Raw genomic sequence first — 24,013 nt, forward strand, 5'->3', positions numbered from 1 at the left:
TGATCGACCCACCATGGCGCATGAGCAGCCATCGCCTCCGCCTGGGCCGTCACTCGATCATCGGCCAGTCCTACGTTCTGACAACCACGACACACCAGCGCCGCCGGCTCTTTGAAAGCGAAGCTGCAGCAGCATGTGTAATCGACCAGTTCCACTACATCGAACAGCGCGGGCTCGTACAGTCACACGCATGGGTCGTCATGCCGGATCACGTCCACTGGATGTTCGAGCTGCGCGCAGCTCACCTTCCCGACATCGCGCGCCGGATGAAATCGTCGAGCGCGCTCGCCCTGAATCGCCTGGTGGGGCGTCGATGTACGGTCTGGCAGTCTGGCTACTTTGATCATGCCGTGAGGGCCGAGGAGTCGCTGGCGCAGCAAGCGCTGTACATCCTGGGGAATCCGGTGCGCGCCGGTCTTGCTGGGCAGATTGGCGAGTATCCGTATGCATGGTCGGTCTGGTTGTGATGCCGGCCAGCGGCCGGCACTACCAGTGAATGTTCAGCGCGGCCATTCGCTGTTCAGCGCCGCTTGCGCGCGCCTCGGCCGTGGCCGGTCTGGTTGTGATGCCGGCCAGCGGCCGGCACTACCAAAGCAAATGCGAAGCGCAGCGCAGATTGCGTTCCGGCACACAGAGCAGCCTCGATGGTAGTGCCGGCCGCTGGCCGGCAACCCCATGACCCGCGCGGAGATGCATGGCTGCCGGCCGGCAGTCGGCACTACCAGTCGATGTTCAGCGCAGCCATTCGCTGTTCAGCGCCGCTTGCGCGCGTCTTGGCCGTGGTCGGCCTGGTTGTGATGCCGGCCAGCGGCCGGCACTACCACAGCAAAGGCGAAGCGCAGCGCAGATTGCGTTCCGGCGCACAGAGCGCCCTCGGTGGTAGTGCCGGCCGCTGGCCGGCAACCCCATGACCCGCGCGGAGATGCATAGCTGCCGGCCAGCGGCCGGCACTACCAGTCAATGTTCAGCGCGGCCATTGACTGTTCAGCGCCGCTTGTGCGCGCCTCGGTCGTGGTCGGTCTGGTTGTGATGCCGGCCAGCGGCCGGCACTACCAAAGCAATGGCGAAGCGCAGCGCAGATTGCATTCCGGCGCACAGAGCACCCTCGATGGTAGTGCCGGCCGCTGGCCGGCAACCTCATGACCTGCGCGGAGATGCATGGCTGCCGGCCAGCGGCCGGCACTACCAGTGAATGTTCAGCGCGGCCATTCGCTGTTCAGCGCCGCTTGCGCGCGCTTCGGCCGTGGTCGGTCCGGTTTGATGCCGGCCAGCGGCCGGCACTACCAGTGAATGTTCAGCGCGGCTTGCGTGTCCGCTTCGGCTTTGCGGCATCCGCACTGCTGGCGGCGCCATCCTGCAGCGCCTGCAACCAGGACAGGGTGTCCACGTAATCAATGAAGTGGCGCAGGTAGCCGGGACTGGTGGCCTGCATCGTGTCCAGCATGCGCTGCACCAGCACCGCCGAGTTCAGCGGGCCGCCGTCGGCCGGGGCCTCGGTGCGCAGTGAGCGGCGCACCTGCAGTTCGCTGCGCAGCTCCGACCACTCGCGCTGCACCTGCTGCAGCATCGGCACCTGCGGGTAATGCGGCAGCGAGCGCGACCCCGCATCGAGGTCGCGCACCAGTGCGCGCAGGCCTTCGAGCGCTGAAAGCTTACTTGGCATCCGGGGCCTTGGGCTTGGGAATCGGCGCGATCTCCACGCGGCGGTTGCGTGCGCGGCCTTCCTCATTGGCATTGGAACTGACCGGCTGCTCGCTGCCGAACGCGGCGGCGAACACGGCGTCAGCCGGTACGCCATCGGCGATCAGGGTGCGGGTTACGGTCAGCGAGCGCTGCGCGGACAGCTCCCAGTTGTCGGCGAAACGCCGGTTGCCTTCGCGCACCGGTGCGTCATCGGTGAAGCCGCTGACCATCAGGATCTCTTCGCGGCTGCCCAGATAGGCGGCCAGCGGTGCGGCCAGGCTGCGCAGCAGCTCCTGGCCTTCCGGCTGCAGCTGGTCGGAGTTCAGCGCGAACAGCACGCTGCCGCTGATGCCGATGCGGCCATCCACCAGCGTCACGCGACCGGCGGCCAACGGGCCCGCCAGCGCCTGTTCGAGGGTCTGCAGGCGCTTGGCTTCGGCCTGGCGCTGCTTCACTTCCTGGTCCAGCCGCTGCGACAGCTCCAGCTGCACCGCGACCACACCGACCAGTATCAGCACGAACGCGCCCAGTAGCACCGACATCAGGTCGCCGAAGGCGGCCCAGATCGGGGCGTGCGAACCGCCATCGACCTCCAGCTCGTCGCTCATGCGCTACCGGCCTTGCCGCGGCGCGTGGCAAGCTGCTGCAGTTCTTCCATCACCTGCTTCTGCGACAGCAGGCTGAGGTCGACCACCTCGCGCGCCTGCGCCACGTAGTAGGCCAGCTGCTCGTCGCTGCGGGCCAGCGAGGCGTCCAGTGCGCCGCCAATCTGTTCCAGGCGGCCGGACAGCTCGGTGGAGGCGCTGCCGAACTGCGCGACCGCTTCGCCGAAGCTGCTGGCCAGCTGTCCGACGTCGCCCGCGCTGCCGTGGAGCGCTGCGGCAATGCCATCCAGCTTGCCGGTCTCGGCGGCGATATGGTCGGTGAAGCGGTTGCCGACGCGTTCCAGCAGCTCGGCCGAGCCACCGACCAGTGCGTCCACAGCGGTGCGCTGTTCGTGCGAGGCGTGGTTGATCGCATCCAGCAGGGTCTGCACGGTGGCCAGCAGGCGTCCGCGTTCCTCCAGCATCGCGTTGTCACGCACCAGGCTCTCGGACAGCGTACTGCGCAGCTCGTTGATGACGTCGGCAGCGGCCTTGGGCGCGGCGGCGGCGGTCTGCAGCAGGGTGGACACTTCGGCCAGCGTGGCGCTGGCCTGTGCGCGACCGTTCTCGCCGATCTGCTGTGCGGTCTCCGCCAGCGTGTCGCAGACGCGCTGCTGCTGCGCGGCCAGGCGTTCGCCATTGGCCTGCAGGCGCTCGGCCAGCTCGGTGGAAACGTGCTGCAGAGCATCGCTCCAGCGCTGCAGGCGCTGTTCGTCGCCGGCCTGCAACTGCGCCTGCAGGGCGGCGTGGGCCTGCTGCAACTCGGCGCTGACCGCGTCCCAGCGCGCCTGGCGCTGCTGCTCGCGGCTGTCCAGGCTGGCCTGCAGTTCGGCGTGCGCGGTCGCGGCGGTGGCCTGCGCTGCCTGCCACTGCTGCGAACGCTGCAGTTCGTGGTCCTGCAGCAGCGACTGGCTGGCGCTGTGCTGCTGCTCCAGTGCCTGCAGCAGCGCCTGCGCACGCGCGTCCAGATGCTCGCTGGCGGCGATCAACGCCTGCTGCTGGCGCTCGACCAGCGCGCTGTTCAGGGCCTGCTGCTGTTCGGCGGCAGCACGCAAGGCCTCCGCATTGTCCTGTGCATCGGCCTGCAGGCGCTCGCCGATACGTGTGACCAGCGCTTCGGCATGCGTGGCCTGGCCATCGCTGAAGGCCTGCAGGTGCTGGCGCAGGTCGCTCACCAGTGCCTGCTGTGCCTGGGTCTGTTCACTCACCACCTTGGCCCAGCTGGCCTCGGTTGCGACGCGGCTGCGCTCGAAACCGTCGCTCAGGCCGGCCAGCTGCTGCTGCACGGCCTGCTCGACGCGGGCATGCAGTGCTTCGCCGTGATGGGCCAGGCCAGCCAGGGTGGTCTCGGCCATCGGCTGCAGCGCGCCACCGATGGCGGCGGCGCTGGCTTCAGCCCCTTCGCGCAGCGACTGCTGCAGCGAGACCGCCAGGCGTTCCTGCAGTGCCTGGCTCTGGGTCAGGAACTCGGCCTGGCCGGCCAGCAGGCGCTCATTGGCGGCCGCACTGTGCTGTTCAAAGGTGCTGGTCATCGCCTGCAGGCGGTCGACCAGCGCCGGCAGCGCCGCGGACTGTGCCTGCAGCAGGCGCAGCGACTCGGCGCGCTGCCAGGCCTGCGAGTACGGATGCAGGTCGCCGGAAATGGCGCGATCCAGCTGCTGCACGGCCTGCAGGCGGTCACGACGCAGCAGCGCCGCCAGCAGGCCGAGCATGGCCGAGCTGGCCACACCGGCGATCGAGGTGCCGAATGCCACCGCCAGGCCCTGCACCGGCGAAGCCAGCGAGCCGCGGATCGCGGCCATGTCGGTCGCGCTCTGCAGGGCCAGTCCGGTGCCACGCAGCGTGTCCATCATGCCCAGCAGGGTGCCGAGCATGCCCAGCAGCACCAGCAGGCCGACCAGGTAAGGGGTCAGCACCGGAGCGGGCAGGGCAGTGCGCTCGCCCTCCACGCGCAGGCGCACGGCATTGCGCAGGCCTGCGGGCACGCGCTCCAGCCAGGGAGTGAGGCTCTCCTTCGCGCTGGACAGGTCGTTCAGTGCACTGCGCAGGCCGTTGCTGGCCTGGCGGTAGCGGTACAGCTCCACGCCACCGGCGATGTAGCAGGCCGCGATGATCGCCGCCACCGCTGCACCCAGCGGATGCACCGAAACATAGCCAATGCCGATCCAGCACACGGCCAGCAGGCCGACAAGGAAAACAACGACATGGAAAGCAGTTCTGGACATGGTGTTCCGGTCAGTGGGAGCGCAGGGCGTCTTGCAGCCCTTCGATCGGGTGGAAGCGCAGCTGCAGCTCGGCGAGCAGCAGGGTGCGCATGTCATGGCGGAAGGCCGCGCGCCAGCCGGGCTGGCCGTGCACGCGTTCAAAACGGGCGCCGAGCACGGCCGGCGCAGTGGCCAGCAGGCTGTGCTCGCGCGGGGTGAGGGTCTGTTCCATCACCGCATCGACCTCGGCCAGCCGCGCCAGCTCGGGCGAAACCTGCACCAGCTGGTCGCGCAGGCGGCCGCGCAGGCGCCCGGTGGCGGTCTGGATGGCCTGCTGCAGTACCCGGTAGCGCTGGCGCAGCGAGGCGAAGTTGGGTGCAGCGGCAGCTTCGGCCAGATCCAGCAGGCGCTCGGTCTCGGCGTCCTCACTGATCGAGGCCAGCAGGCTGGTGTGCGCCTGGACGCAGTCGGCCAGCACATCCTCGACGGCTTCGGCGGCTTCACCGGGCTCGGGCAGGCGTCCGCCGAGCGCCCCGGACAGGGCCACGGCACGGCTCCAGTCCACCCACTGGCCGAGGCGATCGGTCAGGGCGGGACTGCTGGCCGGCATCGCGCCGTCGCTGAGACGGGCGAGCAGGCGGAGGAATTCCGGTCCACCCAGGACCGGCTGCGCTGCGTTCGCCATCAAGGGGTGAGGGGCCAAAAACCGTTGATTTTACAACCAGATGACCCGGCCTGGATGAAGGCGGGGCCGGGCGGGGGCGCCCGCAGGCGCGACAAGGCTTAGAATGTCCGGCTGCACCCATCCGTTCGACCCCTGGAGTTCCCCAATGACCGTTGCGCAGTTCTACCCGATCGGCACCCCCGGACAGCCCTGGGGCGACGCGGAACGCGCACAGTGGCGGGCTCGCCAGCAGCGCCAGCGCAGCTACCACGATGACGTGGTGGCCGCGCTCGAGCGCCTGGACGACAGCTTCGATGTGATCCAGTACGGCCAGCTGGACTATGCGCCGGACCATTACCCGCTGTTCGCCGTGGTCAACCACGACTGGAACCCGGCGCTGCCGACCGCACTGATCACCGGTGGCGTGCATGGCTACGAAACCAGCGGCGTGCATGGCGCCCTGCAGTTCCTGGAACAGCAGGCTGAGCGTTACCTGGGCCGGCTGAACCTGATCGTGGCACCGTGCGTCAGCCCGTGGGGCTACGAGCGCATCCAGCGCTGGAACCCGGATGCCATCGACCCCAACCGCAGCTTCCGTGACGGCGGCCAGATCGAGGAAGCGGCCGCGCTGATGGCCTGGGTGGCCGAGCGCAAACCGAACCTGCTGGTGCACCTGGACCTGCACGAGACCACCGACAGCGACCTGCACGAGTTCGATCCGGCGCGCTGCGCCCGCGACGGCAAGCCGTTCGAGCGCGACACCATTCCGGATGGCTTCTACGTGATCGGCAACAGCGAAGACCCGCAGGCCGAGTTCCAGAAGGCCCTGATCGCTGCGGTCGCGCCAGTCACCCATATCGCCCCGGCCGACGCCGAGGGCAACCTGGTCGGCCTGCCGCTGCAGTCACCGGGCGTGGTGTGGGGTGAGTCGCGGTCGATCGGCGCCTGCGCCGGCTTCACCGACGCGCGCTTTGCCACCACCACCGAGGTCTACCCGGACAGCCCGCGCACCAACCCGCAGGAGTGCAACGACGCCCAGGTGGCGGCGGTGTGTGCGGGCCTGGATTTCGCCCTGGCGGCGCAGTAACGCGCCACGTTGCGGGCAGCGACCGGCATCAACCGGCGCCGTTCTTTGGCTGGCGAGGTGGCCACAGCCGGCGAAGCCGACGCGCGGCATCCGGCGAAGACATCCAGATCGGGCTGGTACACCGTGGTGTTGACCCCGAACAGGCCCAGCAGTGAGTGGAAGACATTGTCGTGGCTGTGCGCCCGGTGCAGGGCATTCCCGCGCAGGCAGGCCAGGTCCACGCCCGCGTTGCGGCCGAAGTCCGGTGAGAACCACATCACCATCGGCACCTGGGTCTGCTCGCGCGGGGCGATGAAGTAGGGCGTGCCGTGCAGGTACATTCCGCGTTCGCCCAGCGACTCACCATGGTCTGACACATAGATCAGTGCGACATCACGCTGGTCCGCATAACCCTGCAGCAGGTCGATGGTCTTGCCAAGCATGCGGTCGGTATGGACCAGGGTGTTGTCGTAGGTGTTGATCAGCGCCTCGTTGCTGCAACGCTGGATCTGGTTGCTGTCGCAGGTCGGACTGAATGCCCGCGACTGTGCCGGGTAGCGTTCGAAGTAGGTCGGGCCGTGGCTGCCAAGCTGGTGCAGCACGACCAGGGCGTCACCGTTCATGGCGTCAATGCGTGTACCGAGCTGATGCAGCAGCACCTCGTCATAGCAGGTGCCGTCGGCATTGACACATTGGCCGGCCACCTTCAGCGCGGGCATGTCCTCGGTCGGCACGCGTTCGCACACGCCTTTGCAGCCACCGTTGTTGTTGTTGCGCCAGAGCACGCTGATGCCGGTGCGCTGCAGGATGTCGAGCACGTTCTCCTCGGTCGCTGCGCGTACATCGTCATACTGGCGGCGGGTCATCTGCGAGAACATGCACGGCACCGAGATCGCCGTTGCGGTTCCGCATGAGGAAACATCACTGAAGCTGATGACGCCTTCCTTGCGCGAGAGCCGGGGATTGGTCGCGCGTGGGTAGCCGTTGAGCTGGAAGTTCTGTGATCGCGCGGTCTCGCCGACGACCATGACCACCAGCTTCGGACGCGGGCCCGGTACGCGCCGTGCGTCCATGCCGATCGGGCGCAAGGGTTGCTGGCGGGCGCTGTAGAGGCCTTTCAGATAACCGTGGGTATGGCGCACGACATTCAACGGCAGCACCTGGTCACGGAGATAGCGGTTGTTGCGCAGCAGCGAGGAGTAGTCCTTGTAGAACGCGAAGCCGATTGCCAGCAGTACCAGCAATGACGCCAGAGCGCTGGCCGGCCACACCAGCAGCGAACGTATCGAACCGGCCCCGCTGGTGGTGCGCACCAGGGCGAGCCCGGCAGCAGGTAGCACGCCCAGCGCCAGCAGGGTCAACAGTAGTGGCAGCGACAGATAGGCGTTCAGTTCGGCCTGGTTGGTCTCGAACACGTTCTGCACCATGCTGCGATCGATCAGCACGTTGTAGTGCAGCATGAAGTAGCTGCAGGCGGCGCTGACGACAACGAGCAGCACCAGCAGCGGCCTGCGCAGGAATGGCAGTGCCAGCAGTGGCGTCAGCAACAGGTTGAACAGGCAGAACAGCACCACCGGCAGGCTGGCCAGGAACAGCACGCTGCGCACGCTGTTGAGGTCGACCAGCCCCCACAGCGTCTTCCAGAGGGCGATGTTTCCAATCGTGGTGAAGAACAGTGCGACGGCCCAGACCAGAACGATCGGATGGGGCCGTGGAAAACGGCGGCATTGACGCACGAGCAGGTTCCGTGGAGCGGGAGTGCGCGCAGTATCGAAACCGCTTTATCAGGAAGTTGTCAGGTTGGGCGGACTAGCCCAGCAGGATCACGCCCCACACCGCGCCCACCATCAACAGTGCGGTGGTCTGCGCGGCGCTGCCCATATCCTTGGCGCTCTTTGACAGGGGATGCTGTTCCAGGGAGATGCGATCAACCACCGCTTCGATCGCCGAGTTGAGCAGTTCCACCAGCAGGCTGATGAAGCAGACCGCAAGCACTATCGCGCGCTCGACCGCGCTGATGTCCAGTACGAACGCTGCAATGATCAACAGCGCGTGCAGAAGCAGCAGCTGGCGAAAGGCAGCCTCGCCGCGGAAGGTGGCGACGAAGCCATCACGCGAATGGATGAGGGTGTGGAAGATGCGGCTCAGGCCGGTCTTCCCATGCGGGTACTTGCCGCTGTCCTTGGGGTGCTGCATGCGGTTTCCGCCGTGAAGTGAGCAATCCCCAGCATGTGCACGCGTGCGTCAGGAAATCGTCAGAGGGGCCACTCCAGGCTGAACCGGCATCCCTGCTGCGATGAATGCACCGTCATCCTCCAACCCAGGTGCTCGACGATGCGCTGCACGATCGACAACCCCAGCCCCTCGCCGCTGTGCACGCTACCGGGTACGAAGCGCTGGAACAGCTGTGGATCGATACTGGAGGGCAGGCCGGGTCCCGTGTCGGCGACGATGAGTGCGGCGTCGTGGAGGGTGATCCGGACTTCGCCGCTTTCGGTGTACTGGCAGGCGTTGCGCAGAAGGTTCCAGATCACGCTGTGCGCAAGATCCGCGTTGGTGTGCAGCACGGTGTCATGCCGGGCATCAAACGCAACGATCACCGGCTTGCCGGAAAGCCAGGGCTGGCAGCGATCCATGCAGCATTCAACCAGCGCACGCAGGGCCACCTCGTTGCGTGGCACGGTGCTGGGGGCGCGAGAGAGCAGCAGCAGGCAGGTCAGCTGGCGCTGCATCTCCTGGGTGGTGCGCAGGATGCGCTCGGCACTGGGAACCAGGTGGCTGTCGGCCGGAAGCTGGCAGGCCAGCGTCTCGGCAGCACCACCGATGATGGCCAAGGGCGTGCGCAGCTCGTGGCTGGCATCGCCGCTGAAGCACTGTTCGCGATGCAGGAACCGTTCGAGCTCGTCACTATGGCGGGCAAAGGCGCGCGCGAGCACGCCGATCTCATCGCGTGCGTCCTGGTAGGGAAAGGGCTTGTGGCCGTCCTGCACCGCATCGGCCAATCGTGTGATGGGCGCGATGACGTGGGTCGCTACCTTGCGACCGATCAGGAAGGCGCCAAGCACGCAGATCGAAATGACCAGTGCCGCAAAGGCATTGATCAGGTATTCCAGATAGCCATAGGGCGCTGCGTCCTGCAGCAGGTAGTAACGTTGGCCGGCACTGTCGAACACGCGCAGGTGCCACTCGTTGGGTGCTGCTTCGCCGTGATATCCCGGGCCATATTGGCGCAGCACGACAGGCACGTCCTGGGCATCGAACAGTGCGCTGCCGGAGGGCAGGTCGGGACGCCGACCACGGGCGAGTTCGTCCTGCAGGCGGCGTACTTCATTGTCCTGGGTCCGCGCGACGACAGCGGCCCGGACCTGGTCGTAGTCCACCTGTTCGGCCAGTACGATGAAGCCCATGGCACCGGCCATCAACAGCACGAACGAGATCGTGATGCGGGTGCGCAGGCTCAGGCGGCGGTAGAGGGAGGCACGGGTCACGCCTGCATGCGCCAGCCGACGCTGTGCACCGTGGTGATCAGCGCGGTGTCGAAGCTGCGGTCCACCTGCAGGCGCAGCTCATGGATGTGGGTTCGCAGCGCGCCGCTGTCGGGTGGCTCGTCGCCCCAGACCAGGTATTCCATTTCCTGCTTGCGCACCACGGCCGGCGCCGCACGCACCAGGCACATCAGCAGCTTGTGCGACGTGGGCGTCAGCGCAATGCAGCGGCCTTGCCGCCAGGCTTGCGGCGAGCGCGTGTCCACCTGCAGGTCCTTCCACGCCAGCACGCTCTGGACCTGGCGACCCTGCGCCCGTCGTACCAGGGCCTTGATCCGCGCATCCAGTTCCGTCAGCGAGAACGGTTTGACCAGGTAGTCATCCGCGCCCAGTGCCAGGCCCTGCACGCGGTCTTCGACCGGATCGCGCGCGGTCAGCATCAGGATCGGCACCGGGTTCTGGAACTCCTGGCGCAGCTTCTGGCACAGCGTCATGCCGTCCAGCCGCGGCAGCATCAGGTCCAGCAGGATGGCGTCGTAGTCGTGCTGCGTGGCCCGGCGCAGGCCGCTGGCGCCGTCGCGGGCGTCGTCCAGTACGTAACCCAGCGGTTCAAAGAAGGCATACAGGTTGGCAACCAGCTCGGGGTTGTCTTCGATGATCAGCAGGCGGGTCATGGCATGCGTCCTTGCGCGTGGCCGAACTCTGCCCGATCGCTGGCCGAATGCCAATGCCCTTGCTGAATGGATCGCGGGTGAGGGCGCCCGCATCAAGCCCTGCTCAATCGGCCGGGCTGCGTGAATCGCGGACCGAGTAGATCACCGAGAAGATCTTCCAGCCCTGCTCGGTGCGGATCAGCTGCCACATTTCCTTGCCCCAGTTGGTCTTCACCCCATCGTCGTGGAAGCTGTAGTCAAACGAGACCGAAGCCACATCACCATCCGTCTCGATCTTCGTGTTGTAGAACTTCTCCTCCTTCGGCTTCGGCGAGGCCACCGCCCCGTCGATCAGCGCGATGAAGTTGTTTGCAGGAATCTGCCGCGCCTTGATTGCATCGGGCTTGGCCTTGCGGATCTCCTGCAGGCGCACGTCTTCGGAAACGAACTGCCAGCCGATGTCTTCTGGTTTGTCCGAGAAGAACAGGCCCATGTAGGTCGGCTTGTCCTTGTTGATCAGCGAAGTACGGAACGATTCGACCACCTGTTCGATCGCTTTTACATCCGCCGCTGATGGCTGCTGGCTAGCGTGGGCCGGCTGGCCTGCGATGAGGCCAACAATGAGAAACGCGCTCTGGAATCCGGTGGTTCGCATCATTCATGTCGGCCGCAGTGTGGTGGGAGCGCGCCAGGGCCACGGCTACAGGGCCCCGGCGCGCTCCGCATTCAACGATGCAGCGCGTCAACAATCAAGCCGGTGGCGATCTCCACCAGCAGATACTCGTTATCGGACTGGCGCACCCAGCGCCGGTCGCGGCCCGGTTCGCGCAGGTCATAGCGCGCGTAATCGTCTACCCAATAGCGGCGGTCCACTTCGGCCCACGGCAGGCGCTCGCCACGTCGCCAGGCCTTCTTCTGCCAGCCCGGCGGCGGCGCGTCGCGGTGGTGCGGGCCGCCTGCGTGCGGCGGCGGGCCGTTGCCTCGGGCGTGGTGCGGCGGATCGGCGAAGGCGGGGGCCGCGGCCAACGCGGTGGCTGCGCTCAATGCGATGGCAAGCAAACGTGTGGTCTTCATGGGGATGCCTCCGTCATGGCCGCAGCATGCGGCGCTGTGGCGGGAATATAGGGCAATCCATGTGAATGAATGCGGGTGTAGGCGGTAATTTCCTGAACAGACGGCGCGGCCTGCAGTCGTTGCCAGACAACGGGTCATTGGACCCCGCCCGGGGCCGAATCCGTTGCAGCCCAGCCTCCGCCCAACGACACGAAAAGATCCATCTGCCGGTCAATGCGTTCCGCGCGCGAGGCGGCCAATGCGGACTCCGCATCTGCCAGCTCCGCCTGGGCCGAAAGCACGTCTAGAAAATCGATCCTGCCGAAGCGGTAGAGGTGCTGTGCCTGTTCGGTGGCCCGGGCTGCGTCCCGACGCGCGTGCGCTAGGCTGCGCTCGCGTTCAAGCTCCTGCGTGCAGGCAGAAAGCGCGGTCTCGGTCTGGCGCAGTGCCTGCAGCACGATGCCGTCAAAGGAAGCGAGAGCGGTCTCCGCATTGGCACCGGCCGCTGCGATGCGGGCCTTCGCCGCGCGGTGGTTGGGCCAGTGCCATGACAGCACGGGGCCGATGCTCGCACCGAAGCCGTCGGCCGACAGCAGATGCGCCGGTGTGCCGGCGACGCCCGAAGAGGCGCCCAGGGTGATCTGCGGATAGAGAGCCGCCGTCTCGACACCGATCATTGCAGTCGCGGCGGCCAGGCTGCGTTCGGCTGCGCGTACGTCAGGGCGCCGCTGGAGCAGCTGCCAGCCGTCACCGATCGGCAATGCTTGCTGCAGCTCAGGGGGCTGTGGGCACCCTTCTGCTTCCCTGGGATAGTCTGCCGGGACTTTGCCCATCAGTGCGGCCAGTTCGAACAGTGAGGCCTGCCGTTCCGCCAGCAGGTGCGGTATCGCCGCCGCGCTGCGATTGACGGCTGCACCGGCACGGCTGACATCGAAGTCCGTTCCGCGCCCGCCGGCAGCAAGGCGTCGGGTTGCCTCCAGCGTAGCGCGCTGTATCGCCAGCACCTGCCGGGTTGCAGTGAGCGTGTGATTGCTTGTGCACACCTGGAGATAGGCACGGGTGACGGCCGCAGCGACGACCACGCGGACCTGGTCGCGTGCCGCAGCGACAGCCTCCGTGTCCGCGTTGGCGGCTTCGATGCCGCGGCGGATGCCGCCTGCGAGATCCAGCGGATAGGAGAGGTGGAGGCCCAGCGCATAGGATTGCGGTGCGGCCGACGCCTGGGTGTAGCCACCGGCATGGGTGAGCGTGCCCGATGCATCCACGTCCCCTTGTACGGCACCGCGCGCGCGGTACTCCAGCACGGTCGCGCTGGCGCGCCGAAGGTTGGCATCGGCGGCGCGCAGGTCGGTATTGGCCGCCAGTGCTTCGCGTACGTAGGCGTCAAGCTGGGGGTCGCCATACAGTTGCCACCATCGATCCGGTGGCGCGTCGTGGCTGAACGATGCCTCCTGGCCCGAGACGAACGCCCGCGCCGCCCGTGGGGAGGCTGCGACAGCGCTCGCCGGCAGGTGATAGTCGGGGCCGGACACGCAGGCCGTCATCGGCAGCAGCAGGGCAAGCAGCCCGCCACGTACTGTCCGCACGCTCACTTGCAGGCTCCCTGCGCCGAGGGGGTGATGGTCACACTCGCAGTGCGACCTACGATCAGCCGGGTATCCGGCGACGCATCATCGATACGGATGCGTACCGGGATGCGCTGTGCCAGCCTCACCCAGGTATAGGTCGGCGCCACGGCCGGCAGCAGGTTGTGGGTGCTTGAGCGCTGATCGTCGGCGATGCCGGCGGCGATGGTATCCACGTGTCCGCGGACGTCGTGGTCGTCGCCCATCAGCCGCGCCACGGCGGCATCGCCCTCGGTGATGCAGCCCAGTTTGGTTTCCTCGAAGTAGCCCTCGATACGCAGGCTGCGGGTGTCGATCAGCGCCAGTGCCTGCGCACCGGGTTGCAGGTAGTCGCCCGCGTGCAGGTCCAGGTTGGTGACGATGCCGTCGGTGGTTGCGCGCACCTCGGTGCGTTGCACGTTGAGCTGGGCGACGCGCTGTTCGGCCTGTGCCTGCGCCAGCGCTGCCAACTCGGTATCGACCTTGGCGGCATTGCGTTCGCGTGTCTCCGAGGCGACCAGGTTGCCAAGTGCGTTGTCCCGTGTCGATTCGCGGCGGGCCAGCGCCAGCGTGGCGCGAGCGCTGCTGACCGCTGCATCGGCCTTCTCAAGCGCGGCAGCGAAGCGCGGTTGATCCAGTACCAGCAGCAGCTGTCCGGCGCTGACCCGCTGGTTGTCGTGCACCAGCACCTGGGTGACCAGCCCCCCCATGTCCGATGCAACGCGCACCACATCGGCGCGCACCCGCCCATCCCGCGTCCACGGGCGCATTTCGTAACGCTTCCAGATGGACAGTGCGGCGACGACAGCAATCGCGAATACAACCAGCGTAGCGCTCCAGCGCCCGATGACAGCAAGCAGGTGTTTCATTTCATTTCTCGAGCAGGGGCGAGAGCCGGATCATCAGCTCCGCCAGGATCACGAACAGGGACAGGCCCACCAAGGGCCGCGCGGCGAACAACCGGTACAGGCCGAGGCTGGCGAGCAGGCGTGAGCTCAGCATCGACAGCACCAGCGCGGCGGCGGCCACGGCGAGCAGGCCGGGGATCAGCACGCCATCAATGGAATGGTCAGAAAACATGAGGTCAGTGCCGATGGGTAAGCGGGGATGCCAGCAGGTCACGGCGCAACCCGCAGAGCAGGTGCGACAGATACCTCTGATCAGCCTCGCTGCTGGCCGCCGCTGCCTCGCGCATGCGGTCCAGCAGCTCCAGAAGATGGGTGTCGACACTGCGTGGCGAGTGGGCGCGAACCCTGAAATGTGCAGCGATGCGTTCGACCAGCGCCGCATGAAGCGCCCGAACCTTCGGGTTGTGCAGCCGCCTTTCCAGCGCGCGGAGTTGGCTGGATGCACGTGCCGCACGAACGTCCGCAAACAATTCCCGCAGATCGTGTGCGGCACTGGAACGGCCCTGCAACCTGGGAGCGAGCAGCCCGATTCGATCCAGCATGCGGCTGAGCCAGGCGCGGGTCGCACCGCCTTGTCCGGCGGCGTGTCGCGCAATGTCCCGACGGATCGAACGCTCCAGCCGTGCGCGGTTGCGGCCCGCATCGGCGGTCTGGAACAGCTGCATGCTGCACAGTGCCACCGTCGTACCGATGAACAACGCAACGCCGTTGTTGAGTGCGCCGACGATGTTGGTCGAATTGGTCGCGCCCAGGCCGGCGATGAGCGGAAACGTCAGCACCACGCCCAGCGCAGCCATGATGAAGGGCGGCCGGGCCAGGAACGATCCGCACAGCAGCAGCACCGGCGCCAGCGCGGCCATCAGGCCGACGAAATCGGAGAGCGCGGGGAAGATCAGTAGACCGTAGAGCAGGCCGACGCCAACGCCGATCAACGACCCCACCAGATAGCGCATGACATGCGGCGCAGGCGCTTCGATCGTGCCGAACAGCACGCACGCCGTGCCGATGATGGACACCGCCGTGGCGCCGTCCGACCAGCCGGTAACGATCCACAGAACGCAGCTCAGCAGGATGCCGACGAACGCGCCCAGCGCGCTGCGCAGGGCAAGCCGATGATCCCGGTGAAGTGCCGCACCCTGCGTATGTCGCGCAAGGCGGGCAGGTACATGCCGGCGCCAGTCGGGCCGGGCAGTGTGCAGCTCCGCCTGCAGTACGCGGCAATCGGCGTGGGCAAGGTCGATCTCGGCCTGTTGCGCGACCAGGCCGGCCCGCAGCAGATCGCGCCAGTCTGTTGCATCCATCGCGCTGGCCTGTGGTGAGCGCAGCCGGGCGATGGAATCTTCCACCGCGCTGGACAGCATCAGTACGTCCAGCATCCGGTCATGCAGGGCACGCAGGATCTGCACCTGGGCGACGCCGTGGGCGCTGTCGAAGGGCAGGTGGATCGACAGCACATGCAGCTCGAGCAGGTCGGCGGCCACTTTCGAGCGGTCCGTCGCCAGTACCGTGTCCGATGCACTGGCGCGCATGTCGCGTGTCCATCGTTCCGCATCCTCCAGCACGGCAGCAACCCGTGCGTGCACGCGCATCGAGACCCGGCGCGGCAGCACCAACCCATGTACCAGCGTGGCGGCCAGGATGCCGATGGCGATTTCCTGCACCCGCGTGATGGCAATGGTGAACACCTCTCCCGGCACCATCACCGCAGGAAACCCGATCAGGCTGGTGGTATAGCCGGCCAGCAGGAACGCGTACGCACGTGGCGTGCGGTCGAGCATCGCCAGGTACAGGCACAGCGCCATCCAGGTGGCGAGTGTGGCGCTCAGCACCAAGGGTGCATTGGCGAAACGTGGCACCAGCGCGACGGTGGCGACGGCCCCGCCCACGGTACCCAGCAGGCGGAACAGGCCGCGGCTGAGTGTCGCCCCGGAAAGGGGCTGCGACACCAGATAGACCGTGCCGACCACCCAGAACGGGCGGTTCAGGCCGATCCGCAGAGAGACATACAGCCCCAACGACGCGGCGAGCAGGCATTTGAGCGAGAACAGCACCGCCTCCTGGTCGGTCCTGAGGGCAGGGCTTTTAAACCGGGCAAATGCCTGGAGCAGGTGGGGGCGGAGCGGGGTGGGGGAGTGCATGCAGCTCATGCTAGTGACCGGCCGCACTGGCGAATTTCGCTACAATGACAATCAATCGCTAAAACCGGTCAATGTGAGAATGGCTCGCATTTCGCTCCCCGGCTTTGACCTGGACCCGGACGAGACCGATCGCCCGGCGGTTGCCAGCCGCCTGCAGGTGGCCGAGCACGACGCGGAAATTCCGGTGCATGAGCATCGAAAGGGTCAGCTCATTCTTGCGCTGCATGGGGCGGTGACCTGCGAAGTGGCCAATGCGCTGTGGATCGTGCCGCCCCAGTGTGGCGTCTGGATTCCGGGCGGCATGCCGCACAGCAACCGCGCCACCGCCAACGCGCGCCTGTGCTACCTGTTCGTCGAGCCCGGCATCGTCGACCTGCCGGCGCAGTGCGTGACGCTGGCCATCTCGCCGATGCTGCGCGAGATGATCCTGCACCTGGCCGACGCGCCGCTGGACTATCCGCATGGCAGCCACACCGACCGGCTGGCGCGGGTGCTGCTGGACGAACTGGTGCAGACGCCGGCTGAGCATCTGTCGCTGCCGGTCAGCCATCACCCGAAGGTGCGCGCGCTGGCTGCGGCGCTGTCGGCGGATCCGGCAGACCGCAGCACCATCGGCCAGTGGGCCGTGCGCCTGGCCCTGGGCGAGCGCACGTTGACCCGCCTCATCGAACGGGAAACGGGACTGTCCTTCGGGCGCTGGCGGCAGCAACTGCACCTGCTCATCGCCATTCGGGAACTCGCCGCCGGTGCACCCGTACAACGCGTTTCCGAGACGCTGGGCTATGAGTCGGTGACGGCCTTCATCACGATGTTCAAGAAAGCGCTTGGCCTTTCCCCGGCGCGGTACTTTGCGGTGCGCCTGCGTGGGCAGTAGCCGGGGACAGCCCGGGAAGCCCCTGCCTGGAACAGCTACTTCGAGGTGCCGGAGACCGATTGAATCGCTGCCACCACCGCAGCGGGTTCCTCGCGCTGGAGGGTGTGGCCGGTTGCCAGGTAGCGGTGCGAGCCGCGCGTGAATCCCGAGAAGAGCAGGGCGTGCTGTGCTTTCCAGAGCGCCTTGCCCGCTGCGGTTTCCTCGAAGAACAGCGGTTCGGCAGCCAGCTGGGTTGCAGTCAGCAGCGCTACCGGCACGTCCGGCATCGTGCGCGGGGTTTCCGCACCGGGTGCATCCAGCTGTTCGGTCAGCACGGCGTAGTCGGCGGCCATGGCTGGCGGCAGCATCGCCCGCAGCTGGGCATCATCTGCCTGCACGCGGGCACTGTCGGCCTGCTTGAACGCATGGCGCTGCCCCATTGTGGCCGGGTCCACCAGCACCAGGCCCTGCAGGCGCTCCGGATGGCGGCGTGCAAACTCCGTGGCCAGCAGGCCGCCATAGGAGTGACCCACCAGCACAACGCGGCGACCGGGAGCGAGCGTATCGATCACGGCCGTGAGGTCGGCCAGATGCGCATCGATGCGCTTGGGATGACCGTCGCTGCCGGACTTGCCGAGTCCCGCACGGGCGTAGGTGATGCTGTGGTAGTCGCGCCCCAGACCGGCAACCACCTCCTTCCAGGCCCCCGCGCCCTGCCCGAAACCGGATTCAAAGACCACGGTGATCGGGCCGGCCCCCATCTCTTCGGCCTGCAGTGTGTAAGCGCCTCGATCCACCTGGATTTCCCCTGCGTGCGCGGTGCCCACTGCGGCCATCATGGCGGCCAGCGCCCACAACGTCACTCGGCTGATCTTCATTGCCATTCTCCTGGGCCGTGACGCGTGCCAGCCCTTCCGATGGGTCAGGTCTGCAGCGGAGTGCCACAGCCTGCCGACCTCGCGACAGGTCGTGTTGGTAATGTAGTGAGGTATAACACCGACTCCCTGTGCAGAAAGTCATGGGGACGGGGCGTAGACCGCTGAATGGCGTTGGATGCTTGAATCTGTGATCGGTTACGCGGCTCCACACTTGAACGTGCAAGCGTCCTCAACGATAAAGGCGGCATGTGGCACTGCCGCATTCCGGACCAGGGACGATCCGAAGCATGACGCGGGGCACAGCTCCGCGTTCTCGTTCCCGCCGGCGCTGTGTTCGTCCAGGAAGGAGAACAGGGATGTTGGAACGACTGAAGACCATTTTGTGTGCCGTGCTGGCGATCGTTGCCGTTGGCTGCATTGCGCCGGCTGTTGTACAGGCGCAGGAAAGCAAGATCACCTGGCGTATTTCGCAGCCCGGCGGCAATTCGACGCAGTACAAGACCCAGCAGCAGGCGGTGCAGGCGATCAAGAGCCTGCCCGCACCGAGTCCGTTCCCGCCGGAGTTCCAGTTCGGTTGGCAGTCTGTCGACAAGATCAAGTCGAAAGTCGTGGACTTGAACGGAAATACGTCGATCACCTACTGGATGGGGAAGGCACAACCCTCCGATCCAGACTGGACCTATCTGAGTACAGCGGAGTTTTCGACCGAAGAGGCGATGGTCGCGAGTTATCTCGCTGAAGTCCAGGCAAGTAACCCTGTGTGTCCGGGTGCTGCTGTTACACCACAGGGTGACTGGTTCTCCGGCGTGCCCGAAATGGAAGGCGTAGTCGAGTCCAGGTTCTATCAAATCACCGATATGATCGGGGAGAACACGGCCGAATCGCCCTGCGCTCCCTACGTGAGCCAGATGGCCTTCGGCCGCAAACGCCGGCTTGATTGCCCTGTTCCACTTACGCAGTGGTCCAACAAGCACAACGCCTGCGTCAACGAGGAATTCGTTGCGACCATCACCTCGAAGTCGCAGAAGTGCGACAAGGACGGCGGCAACGGTAGCTGCCCCATGCCCCGCAACGATACAGCGGCGAACATGAGTCCGATTCCCGACAAGGACCCGGCCTCCAACGGCGGTACCTGCGACGGCAATGTCGGCAACCCATGTGATGTTAAAACGGGCGAGAAGTATGAGATCGCGCAGGACTTTGATCTGGGCTGGATCGCGCTGACGCGCTTCTATCACTCCGGCATCTCCACCTCATCCGGTGGCTTCGGCTATGGCTGGACCCATTCGCTGGGCGCCCACCTGGCACTGGATGGCGTTGACAGTGTGGGCATCATTGAAAGCACCGGTTTCCAGCGGGCATTCAAGAAGATCGGCCAAGCCTATGAGGCGGACGACGACAGTGGTGACCGTCTGGTCCAGAACGGCAACTGGACACTGTACTCGGCGGATTCCATCTCTACCTTCGGCGCGGACGGGCGTCTTGCCGCCAAGCGCTTCCCGGACGGCACGTCGCTGACCTACATCTACGACGACAGCGACCGCCTTGCGGCGGTCACCCACAGCAGTGGCCGCACACTGGAGTTCGTTTACCAGTCAAACGACTATGAGGCGTTGATCAGTTCGGTGCTGGTCGAAGGCATTGCGCTCGCCACCTATACCTACACGCCGCAGAACCAGGTCGCCACGGTGACCTATGCGGGTGGCGGTGTGCGGACATATCACTACGAGAACCAGGCTTTCCCCCAGCACCTGACGGGCATCACCGCTGAGGACGGTCGCCGCTACAGCACCTTCACCTACGATTCCATCGGTCGTGTGATCTCCAGTCAGCATGCCGGCGGTGCCGATGGCGTGACACTGGCCTACAGCCCCAATGGCGGTGCGGTGGTGACCGACGCGCTGGGGCGGCAGACCGACTACACCCTGACACCCGGCGGCGATAGCGCTCCGTCGCGCAAGGTGACCGGCCTGACGGATTCGCAGGGAACCGTCAGCCGGACCTACTACGACCAGAGTGTCGACTTCCGCCGGCGTCTGGATACCTACACCGATCGCCGCGGCATCCAGACCAAGCACACCTATGCGCAGGGCACCGATCCGGTAAGCGGTCGTGCCGTCAGCATCCATACCGTGACCGAAGCGGTCGGCTTGCCCGAGCAGCGTGTGGCGACCACGGCGCGCGACGTCGAAACCAATGCGGTACTGACCACCCGGATCGGTAGCCGCGAAACCCGCACGGCCTTCAATTCCCGACGCCAGCCGACGGCCAACACGGTGACCGACACCGCTTCCGGTCAGACGCGCATCACCAGCTACACGTACTGCGAAGCCGCTGATGTGGCAGCGGCAGGCAGCTGCCCGGTGGAGGGGCTGCTGAAGAGTGTGGATGGCCCGCGCACGGATGTGGCCGATGCCGTTACCTATGCCTATTACTCGGCGGATGATGCAGGGTGCGCGATCGGAGGCGCCTGCACCTATCGCAAGGGCGACCTGCGCAGCGTGACCAATGCGCTGGGCCAGACGGTCGAGACTCTGGCCTACGACGCGTTCGGGCGGCCGTTGTCGGTCAAGGATGCCAACGGCGTGGTCACCGACTACACCTACCATGCCCGCGGCTGGCCAACCTCGGTCACCGTGCGTGGCGCGACCACTGCCGAGAATCGGGTCACCCAGATCAGCTACTGGCCGACCGGCCAGGTGCAACAGATCACCGAGCCCGACGGCAGCAGCGTTTCCTATGTCTACGATGCGGCGCTGCGCTTGACCGATATCGAGGACAACGCGGGCAACACGATTCACTACACGCTGGACAATGCCGGCAATCGCCTCAAGGAAGACACGCTCGATGCAGGCGGTACCCTGCGCCGCACCCTGGCACGGACGTTCAACACGCTCGGCCAGCTGACCGCACTGAAGGACGCGAGCAATCACGCCACCGGCTTTGCCTACGATGCCAACGGCAACCCGCAGACCGTGACCGACGCACTGCAGCGCGTGACCAGCCAGCAGTACGACCCGTTGAACCGCTTGGCGCAGACCCTGCAGGACGTGGGCGGCGTGGCGGCGGAGATCCGCAGCCAGTACAACGCGCTGGATCAGGTCACCCAGGTCACCGACCCGAAGGGTCTGCACACCACTTATGCCTATAACGGTTTCGGTGATCTGACCGGGCAAGTCAGCCCGGACAGCGGTGCCAGCAGCTTCACCGTGGATGCCGCCGGCAATCGCAAGACGGCCACCGATGCACGCGGCGTCACCGCCACCTATCACTATGATGCACTCAACCGCCTGATCGGCATCGCCTATCTGGACCCCAATCTGGACGTGGGCTACAGCTATGACGTGGCGCCTGCCGCCTGTGCCGCCGACGAGCGCTTCGCCAAGGGACGGCTTGGGCAGGTGCTGCATGCCAATGGCAGCACCCAGTACTGCCATGACCGCTTCGGCCAGGTCACCCGCAAGGTACAGACCGTCAACGGCGTTGCCAGCACGCTGCGCTACGCCTATAGCAAGTCGGGCCGCCTGACCGCGTTGACCTACCCCGACGGCAGCGTGGCTGACTACGTGCGCGATACCCAGGGCCGCATCAGCCAGATCGGCCTGACCCGCCCCGGCCAGGCGCGCCAGATCGTGGTGAACAACGTGACCTATGCGGCCTTCGGCTCGGCGACGGGCTGGACCTACGGCAACGGCCGCCAGCTGCAGCGTCCGTTGGATCTGGATTACCGCCCGCAGGCGGTACATGACTCGGCCGCAGGTGGCCTGTCGCTGGGCTATGGCTACGACCCGGTCGGTTCGATCACCGAGCTGAAGAACGGCGCAGGTCCGACGGTGCTGGCCAAGTACGCCTACGACACGCTGGGCCGCCTGACCCAGACCCAAGACGGCGCGACCGGCACGCCGATTGAAACCTATGCGTATGACGCCACCGGCAATCGCACCGCGCTGACCACCTCGGCAGGCACCGCCAGCTACAGCTATCCCGCAACCAGCCACCGGCTGACCGCCGTGGACGGCGAAGCGCGCACCCATGACGCAGCGGGCAATACCACCAGCATCGGCAGCAAGACCTTCACCTACAGCGATGCCAACCGCCTGAACGCGGTGAAGCAGGGCGATGCCGTGCTGGAAAGCTACGGTTACAACCATCTCGGCGAGCGCGTGCTGCGTACTCCAGCCGGTGGCGCAGCTCAGATCACGCTGTACGATGAGGCCGGGCAGTGGCTGGGCAACTACTCGGCCACGGGCCAAGCGCAGCAGCAGGCCATCTGGCTGGACGACTATCCTGTGGCGCTGATCAATGTGCCGGCGACCGGCGTGCCGGAGCTGGCCTACGTCCAACCAGATCATCTGGGTACGCCGCGCGTAGTGATCGATCCGGTGCGGAATGTTGCAATCTGGGAGTGGAGCAACAAGAGCGAGGTATTCGGCAACCAGATTCCGAGTGCTGACCCGGATGGCGATGGTGTGGTGTTCGAGCTGGCGCTGCGATTCCCGGGCCAGCAGGCCACGGATGCGAGTGGGCTGTTCTACAACTATCAGCGGGAGTATGACCCTGCGGTGGGGCGGTACTCACAGAGTGATCCGATTGGGTTGCTGGGAGGAATTGGCACCTATTCCTATGTGGGAGGCAACCCTCTTATTGGCTTGGATTCACTAGGCCTTTGCGAGCAGACATCGGTTTGTCGAACGCTACCTGGCATGTCAGGATTTAGCGAGGCTGCGCGAGCTGCTTACTTGGCGAATCCGTCCTCTCCCCTCGACAAAATATGGCCTTTCAGTGTGCTGCGTGGAACGCGAATTCATGTACAGTTTGCATTTAATGTAAAGGCCCTTGGTGGTCCGTACGATTCCGAAGTTTCTTACTTGAACGGCATCGTTGTAGATTATGGAACTCCAGGATCAGTTCGCGCCGACGGCATATATGGACCCAGGGCGTACCCAAAGTATGTGGTCGAGTTGAAATCGGGAGCGGCTGGTCTGACCGCGGCAGAAATTCGCAATTACTACACACACCTGCCCAAGGGAACTATACTTTGCGGTGTTCTGGAAAGGTCGGTGCCCTAGCATGAGATCCATTGCACTTTGGAGAATGAAGCGCGAGGCCAAGAGGAGCGGTCTGCGAGTCGTTGGCAATTTTTTGATCGCGTTACATACGCGCGATGTTATCTCAGGCTTCACATTGGATCCTGCGCCATCCTCTACCTATATATGGACCTTCGTAATTCCGACATATGATGATTTGCCCTACCTGCACATGTCTCTAGGTCAGAGGATTGCAAGCGCGGAAGTGGATAAAGTTTTTTTCCGTGGAATGCATGAGGCGCATGTCAAAAAGCTTGAGGCAGTGAGGACGGCGGCAGACTTGTTGCTCTATGTCGACAGTCTTGACTTCACAAGCGATTATTCAGAATGGGTAAAATACATATCCGCCATCCGGCTTGGCGATTTCGTGGGAGCGGATGCGACGCTGAAGACGCTTTTGAAGTTGCCAATGTCCAATGCTATTAGAAGTAGATTAGATGCGATTCTTTCTGTGCTGAAGAATGATGGTGAATCGGGCGCGCAGCATCTTTTGGAGACGTGGTCTTTCCAGACGAATCAATTAGTCGGCGGTAGCTCCTGGGGCAGCGGACGGTAGCGAATCGTCTCGCTGCACGCAGCCCTAACGCAGCAGGGAATACCACGCTCTGGAAGCAGATCGTTTACCTGCAGCGATACCAACCGCATGAACGCGGTGAAGCAGGGCAATTCCGTACTGGAAAGCTACGCCTGCAATCATCGCGGTGAGCGCGTGCTGCGTACCCCGGCCGGTGGCGCAGCGCAGATCACCCTGTATGACGAGGTAGGGCTGTGGCTGGGCAACTACTCGGCCACGGGCCAGGCGCAGCAGTAGGCCATCTGGCTGGATAACTACCCGGTGGCGCTGATCAATGTGCCGGCTACCGGCGTGCCGGAGCTGGCCTACGTCCAACCAGATCATCTGGGTACGCCGCGCGTGGTGATCGATCCGGTGCGGAATGTTGCAATCTGGGAGTGGAGCAACAAGAGCGAAGTGTTCGGCAACCAGATTCCGAGTGCCGATCCTGATGGGGATGGTGTGGCGTTCGAGCTTGCGTTGCGCTTCCCGGGCCAGCAGGCGACGGATGCGAGTGGGTTGTTCTACAACTATCAGCGG

20 protein-coding genes and 1 pseudogene are annotated in these 24,013 nt (G+C 65.5%); 6 read left to right on the top strand and 15 right to left on the bottom strand.

The window, feature by feature from the left end; all coding sequences use genetic code 11:
* Positions 1-20 precede the first annotated feature (20 nt).
* Positions 21-467 (top strand): REP-associated tyrosine transposase, encoded by a 447-nt coding sequence (locus tag AC5P6S_RS17430; RefSeq protein ID WP_024958589.1) that lies wholly within the window; start codon positions 21-23, stop codon positions 465-467.
* Positions 468-1,294: 827 nt separating this feature from the next.
* Here AC5P6S_RS17430 and AC5P6S_RS17435 read toward each other — a convergent pair.
* From AC5P6S_RS17435 to AC5P6S_RS17450, 4 genes are read right to left on the bottom strand one after another with little or no spacing between them, the layout of a single operon-like run.
* On the bottom strand, positions 1,295-1,735 hold the full coding sequence (locus AC5P6S_RS17435) for a DUF2894 domain-containing protein (RefSeq protein ID WP_329757757.1): 441 nt from the start codon (positions 1,733-1,735) through the stop codon (positions 1,295-1,297).
* Complete coding sequence (locus AC5P6S_RS17440) at positions 1,653-2,291, bottom strand: OmpA family protein (RefSeq protein WP_005409939.1); 639 nt, start codon at positions 2,289-2,291, stop codon at positions 1,653-1,655. Before AC5P6S_RS17440 ends, AC5P6S_RS17435 begins: the two co-directional genes overlap by 83 nt.
* On the bottom strand, positions 2,288-4,552 hold the full coding sequence (locus AC5P6S_RS17445; protein WP_076740105.1) for a DUF802 domain-containing protein: 2,265 nt from the start codon (positions 4,550-4,552) through the stop codon (positions 2,288-2,290). The genes AC5P6S_RS17440 and AC5P6S_RS17445 overlap by 4 nt, the downstream gene beginning before the upstream one ends.
* A gap of 10 nt (positions 4,553-4,562) precedes the next feature.
* A complete protein-coding gene (locus AC5P6S_RS17450) occupies positions 4,563-5,216 on the bottom strand; it encodes a DUF3348 family protein (protein ID WP_065183844.1) in 654 nt (217 codons plus the stop codon).
* 145 nt (positions 5,217-5,361) lie between these two features.
* Between AC5P6S_RS17450 and AC5P6S_RS17455 the strand changes: the two genes are divergently transcribed.
* Positions 5,362-6,282 (top strand): M14 family metallopeptidase, encoded by a 921-nt coding sequence (locus AC5P6S_RS17455; protein ID WP_005409936.1) that lies wholly within the window; start codon positions 5,362-5,364, stop codon positions 6,280-6,282.
* Here AC5P6S_RS17455 and eptA read toward each other — a convergent pair.
* The 10 genes from eptA to AC5P6S_RS17505 all read right to left on the bottom strand — a co-directional run bounded on the left by eptA (position 6,186) and on the right by AC5P6S_RS17505 (position 16,015).
* A complete protein-coding gene (gene eptA, locus AC5P6S_RS17460; protein ID WP_495204689.1) occupies positions 6,186-7,997 on the bottom strand; it encodes a phosphoethanolamine transferase EptA in 1,812 nt (603 codons plus the stop codon). The two genes, AC5P6S_RS17455 and eptA, sit on opposite strands and share 97 nt — an antisense overlap.
* 73 nt (positions 7,998-8,070) lie before the next feature.
* Positions 8,071-8,457, bottom strand: coding sequence for a diacylglycerol kinase (locus tag AC5P6S_RS17465; protein ID WP_171968876.1), 387 nt, complete (start codon positions 8,455-8,457; stop codon positions 8,071-8,073).
* A 59-nt stretch (positions 8,458-8,516) separates the two neighbouring features.
* Positions 8,517-9,749 carry a sensor histidine kinase gene (locus tag AC5P6S_RS17470; protein ID WP_024958596.1) on the bottom strand — a complete coding sequence of 411 codons (1,233 nt, stop codon included), beginning with the start codon at positions 9,747-9,749 and terminating at the stop codon, positions 8,517-8,519.
* Entirely contained in the window at positions 9,746-10,420 is a 675-nt protein-coding gene (locus AC5P6S_RS17475; protein ID WP_032962486.1) for a response regulator transcription factor, read from the bottom strand. Before AC5P6S_RS17475 ends, AC5P6S_RS17470 begins: the two co-directional genes overlap by 4 nt.
* Before the next feature lie 103 nt (positions 10,421-10,523).
* Positions 10,524-11,057, bottom strand: a complete 534-nt coding sequence (locus tag AC5P6S_RS17480; protein WP_414486347.1) for a nuclear transport factor 2 family protein — start codon at positions 11,055-11,057, stop codon at positions 10,524-10,526.
* 68 nt (positions 11,058-11,125) lie between these two features.
* Positions 11,126-11,473 (bottom strand): RcnB family protein, encoded by a 348-nt coding sequence (locus AC5P6S_RS17485; protein ID WP_005409930.1) that lies wholly within the window; start codon positions 11,471-11,473, stop codon positions 11,126-11,128.
* 134 nt (positions 11,474-11,607) lie between these two features.
* Positions 11,608-13,044 (bottom strand): efflux transporter outer membrane subunit, encoded by a 1,437-nt coding sequence (locus tag AC5P6S_RS17490; protein WP_065183848.1) that lies wholly within the window; start codon positions 13,042-13,044, stop codon positions 11,608-11,610.
* On the bottom strand, positions 13,041-13,925 hold the full coding sequence (locus AC5P6S_RS17495; protein ID WP_262101559.1) for an HlyD family secretion protein: 885 nt from the start codon (positions 13,923-13,925) through the stop codon (positions 13,041-13,043). The genes AC5P6S_RS17490 and AC5P6S_RS17495 overlap by 4 nt, the downstream gene beginning before the upstream one ends.
* A gap of 1 nt (position 13,926) precedes the next feature.
* On the bottom strand, positions 13,927-14,136 hold the full coding sequence (locus AC5P6S_RS17500) for a DUF1656 domain-containing protein (RefSeq protein WP_044570365.1): 210 nt from the start codon (positions 14,134-14,136) through the stop codon (positions 13,927-13,929).
* Positions 14,137-14,140: 4 nt separating this feature from the next.
* Positions 14,141-16,015: an FUSC family protein gene (locus AC5P6S_RS17505; RefSeq protein WP_099523719.1), complete on the bottom strand. Its 1,875-nt coding sequence runs from the start codon at positions 16,013-16,015 to the stop codon at positions 14,141-14,143.
* Positions 16,016-16,181: 166 nt separating this feature from the next.
* Between AC5P6S_RS17505 and AC5P6S_RS17510 the strand changes: the two genes are divergently transcribed.
* Positions 16,182-16,976: an AraC family transcriptional regulator gene (locus AC5P6S_RS17510; RefSeq protein ID WP_012480491.1), complete on the top strand. Its 795-nt coding sequence runs from the start codon at positions 16,182-16,184 to the stop codon at positions 16,974-16,976.
* 35 nt (positions 16,977-17,011) lie between these two features.
* On the opposite strand, the gene AC5P6S_RS17515 is transcribed toward AC5P6S_RS17510, so the two are convergent.
* Positions 17,012-17,833 (bottom strand): alpha/beta fold hydrolase, encoded by an 822-nt coding sequence (locus tag AC5P6S_RS17515; protein ID WP_012480490.1) that lies wholly within the window; start codon positions 17,831-17,833, stop codon positions 17,012-17,014.
* A gap of 356 nt (positions 17,834-18,189) precedes the next feature.
* Between AC5P6S_RS17515 and AC5P6S_RS17520 the strand changes: the two genes are divergently transcribed.
* From AC5P6S_RS17520 to AC5P6S_RS17530, 3 genes and pseudogenes are all read left to right on the top strand, one after another.
* On the top strand, positions 18,190-22,902 hold the full coding sequence (locus AC5P6S_RS17520; protein ID WP_114618319.1) for an RHS repeat-associated core domain-containing protein: 4,713 nt from the start codon (positions 18,190-18,192) through the stop codon (positions 22,900-22,902).
* A 25-nt stretch (positions 22,903-22,927) separates the two neighbouring features.
* Complete coding sequence (locus AC5P6S_RS17525; RefSeq protein WP_076740096.1) at positions 22,928-23,476, top strand: hypothetical protein; 549 nt, start codon at positions 22,928-22,930, stop codon at positions 23,474-23,476.
* A gap of 14 nt (positions 23,477-23,490) precedes the next feature.
* A pseudogene (locus AC5P6S_RS17530) lies at positions 23,491-24,013 on the top strand (RHS repeat-associated core domain-containing protein); the annotation flags it as partial.

It is taken from the genome of Stenotrophomonas sp. YJH_SMC_119, assembly GCF_059368315.1.

Coding starts and splice junctions, on each gene's coding strand:
- AC5P6S_RS17430 (WP_024958589.1), top strand. CDS start 21: ATGAGCAGCCATCGCCTCCGCCTGGGCCGTCACTCGATCATCGGCCAG.
- AC5P6S_RS17435 (WP_329757757.1), bottom strand. CDS start 1,735: ATGCCAATGAGGAAGGCCGCGCACGCAACCGCCGCGTGGAGATCGCGC.
- AC5P6S_RS17440 (WP_005409939.1), bottom strand. CDS start 2,291: ATGAGCGACGAGCTGGAGGTCGATGGCGGTTCGCACGCCCCGATCTGG.
- AC5P6S_RS17445 (WP_076740105.1), bottom strand. CDS start 4,552: ATGTCCAGAACTGCTTTCCATGTCGTTGTTTTCCTTGTCGGCCTGCTG.
- AC5P6S_RS17450 (WP_065183844.1), bottom strand. CDS start 5,216: ATGGCGAACGCAGCGCAGCCGGTCCTGGGTGGACCGGAATTCCTCCGC.
- AC5P6S_RS17455 (WP_005409936.1), top strand. CDS start 5,362: ATGACCGTTGCGCAGTTCTACCCGATCGGCACCCCCGGACAGCCCTGG.
- AC5P6S_RS17465 (WP_171968876.1), bottom strand. CDS start 8,457: ATGCAGCACCCCAAGGACAGCGGCAAGTACCCGCATGGGAAGACCGGC.
- AC5P6S_RS17475 (WP_032962486.1), bottom strand. CDS start 10,420: ATGACCCGCCTGCTGATCATCGAAGACAACCCCGAGCTGGTTGCCAAC.
- AC5P6S_RS17480 (WP_414486347.1), bottom strand. CDS start 11,057: ATGATGCGAACCACCGGATTCCAGAGCGCGTTTCTCATTGTTGGCCTC.
- AC5P6S_RS17485 (WP_005409930.1), bottom strand. CDS start 11,473: ATGAAGACCACACGTTTGCTTGCCATCGCATTGAGCGCAGCCACCGCG.
- AC5P6S_RS17495 (WP_262101559.1), bottom strand. CDS start 13,925: ATGAAACACCTGCTTGCTGTCATCGGGCGCTGGAGCGCTACGCTGGTT.
- AC5P6S_RS17500 (WP_044570365.1), bottom strand. CDS start 14,136: ATGTTTTCTGACCATTCCATTGATGGCGTGCTGATCCCCGGCCTGCTC.
- AC5P6S_RS17510 (WP_012480491.1), top strand. CDS start 16,182: ATGGCTCGCATTTCGCTCCCCGGCTTTGACCTGGACCCGGACGAGACC.
- AC5P6S_RS17515 (WP_012480490.1), bottom strand. CDS start 17,833: ATGAAGATCAGCCGAGTGACGTTGTGGGCGCTGGCCGCCATGATGGCC.
- AC5P6S_RS17520 (WP_114618319.1), top strand. CDS start 18,190: ATGTTGGAACGACTGAAGACCATTTTGTGTGCCGTGCTGGCGATCGTT.
- AC5P6S_RS17525 (WP_076740096.1), top strand. CDS start 22,928: ATGAAGCGCGAGGCCAAGAGGAGCGGTCTGCGAGTCGTTGGCAATTTT.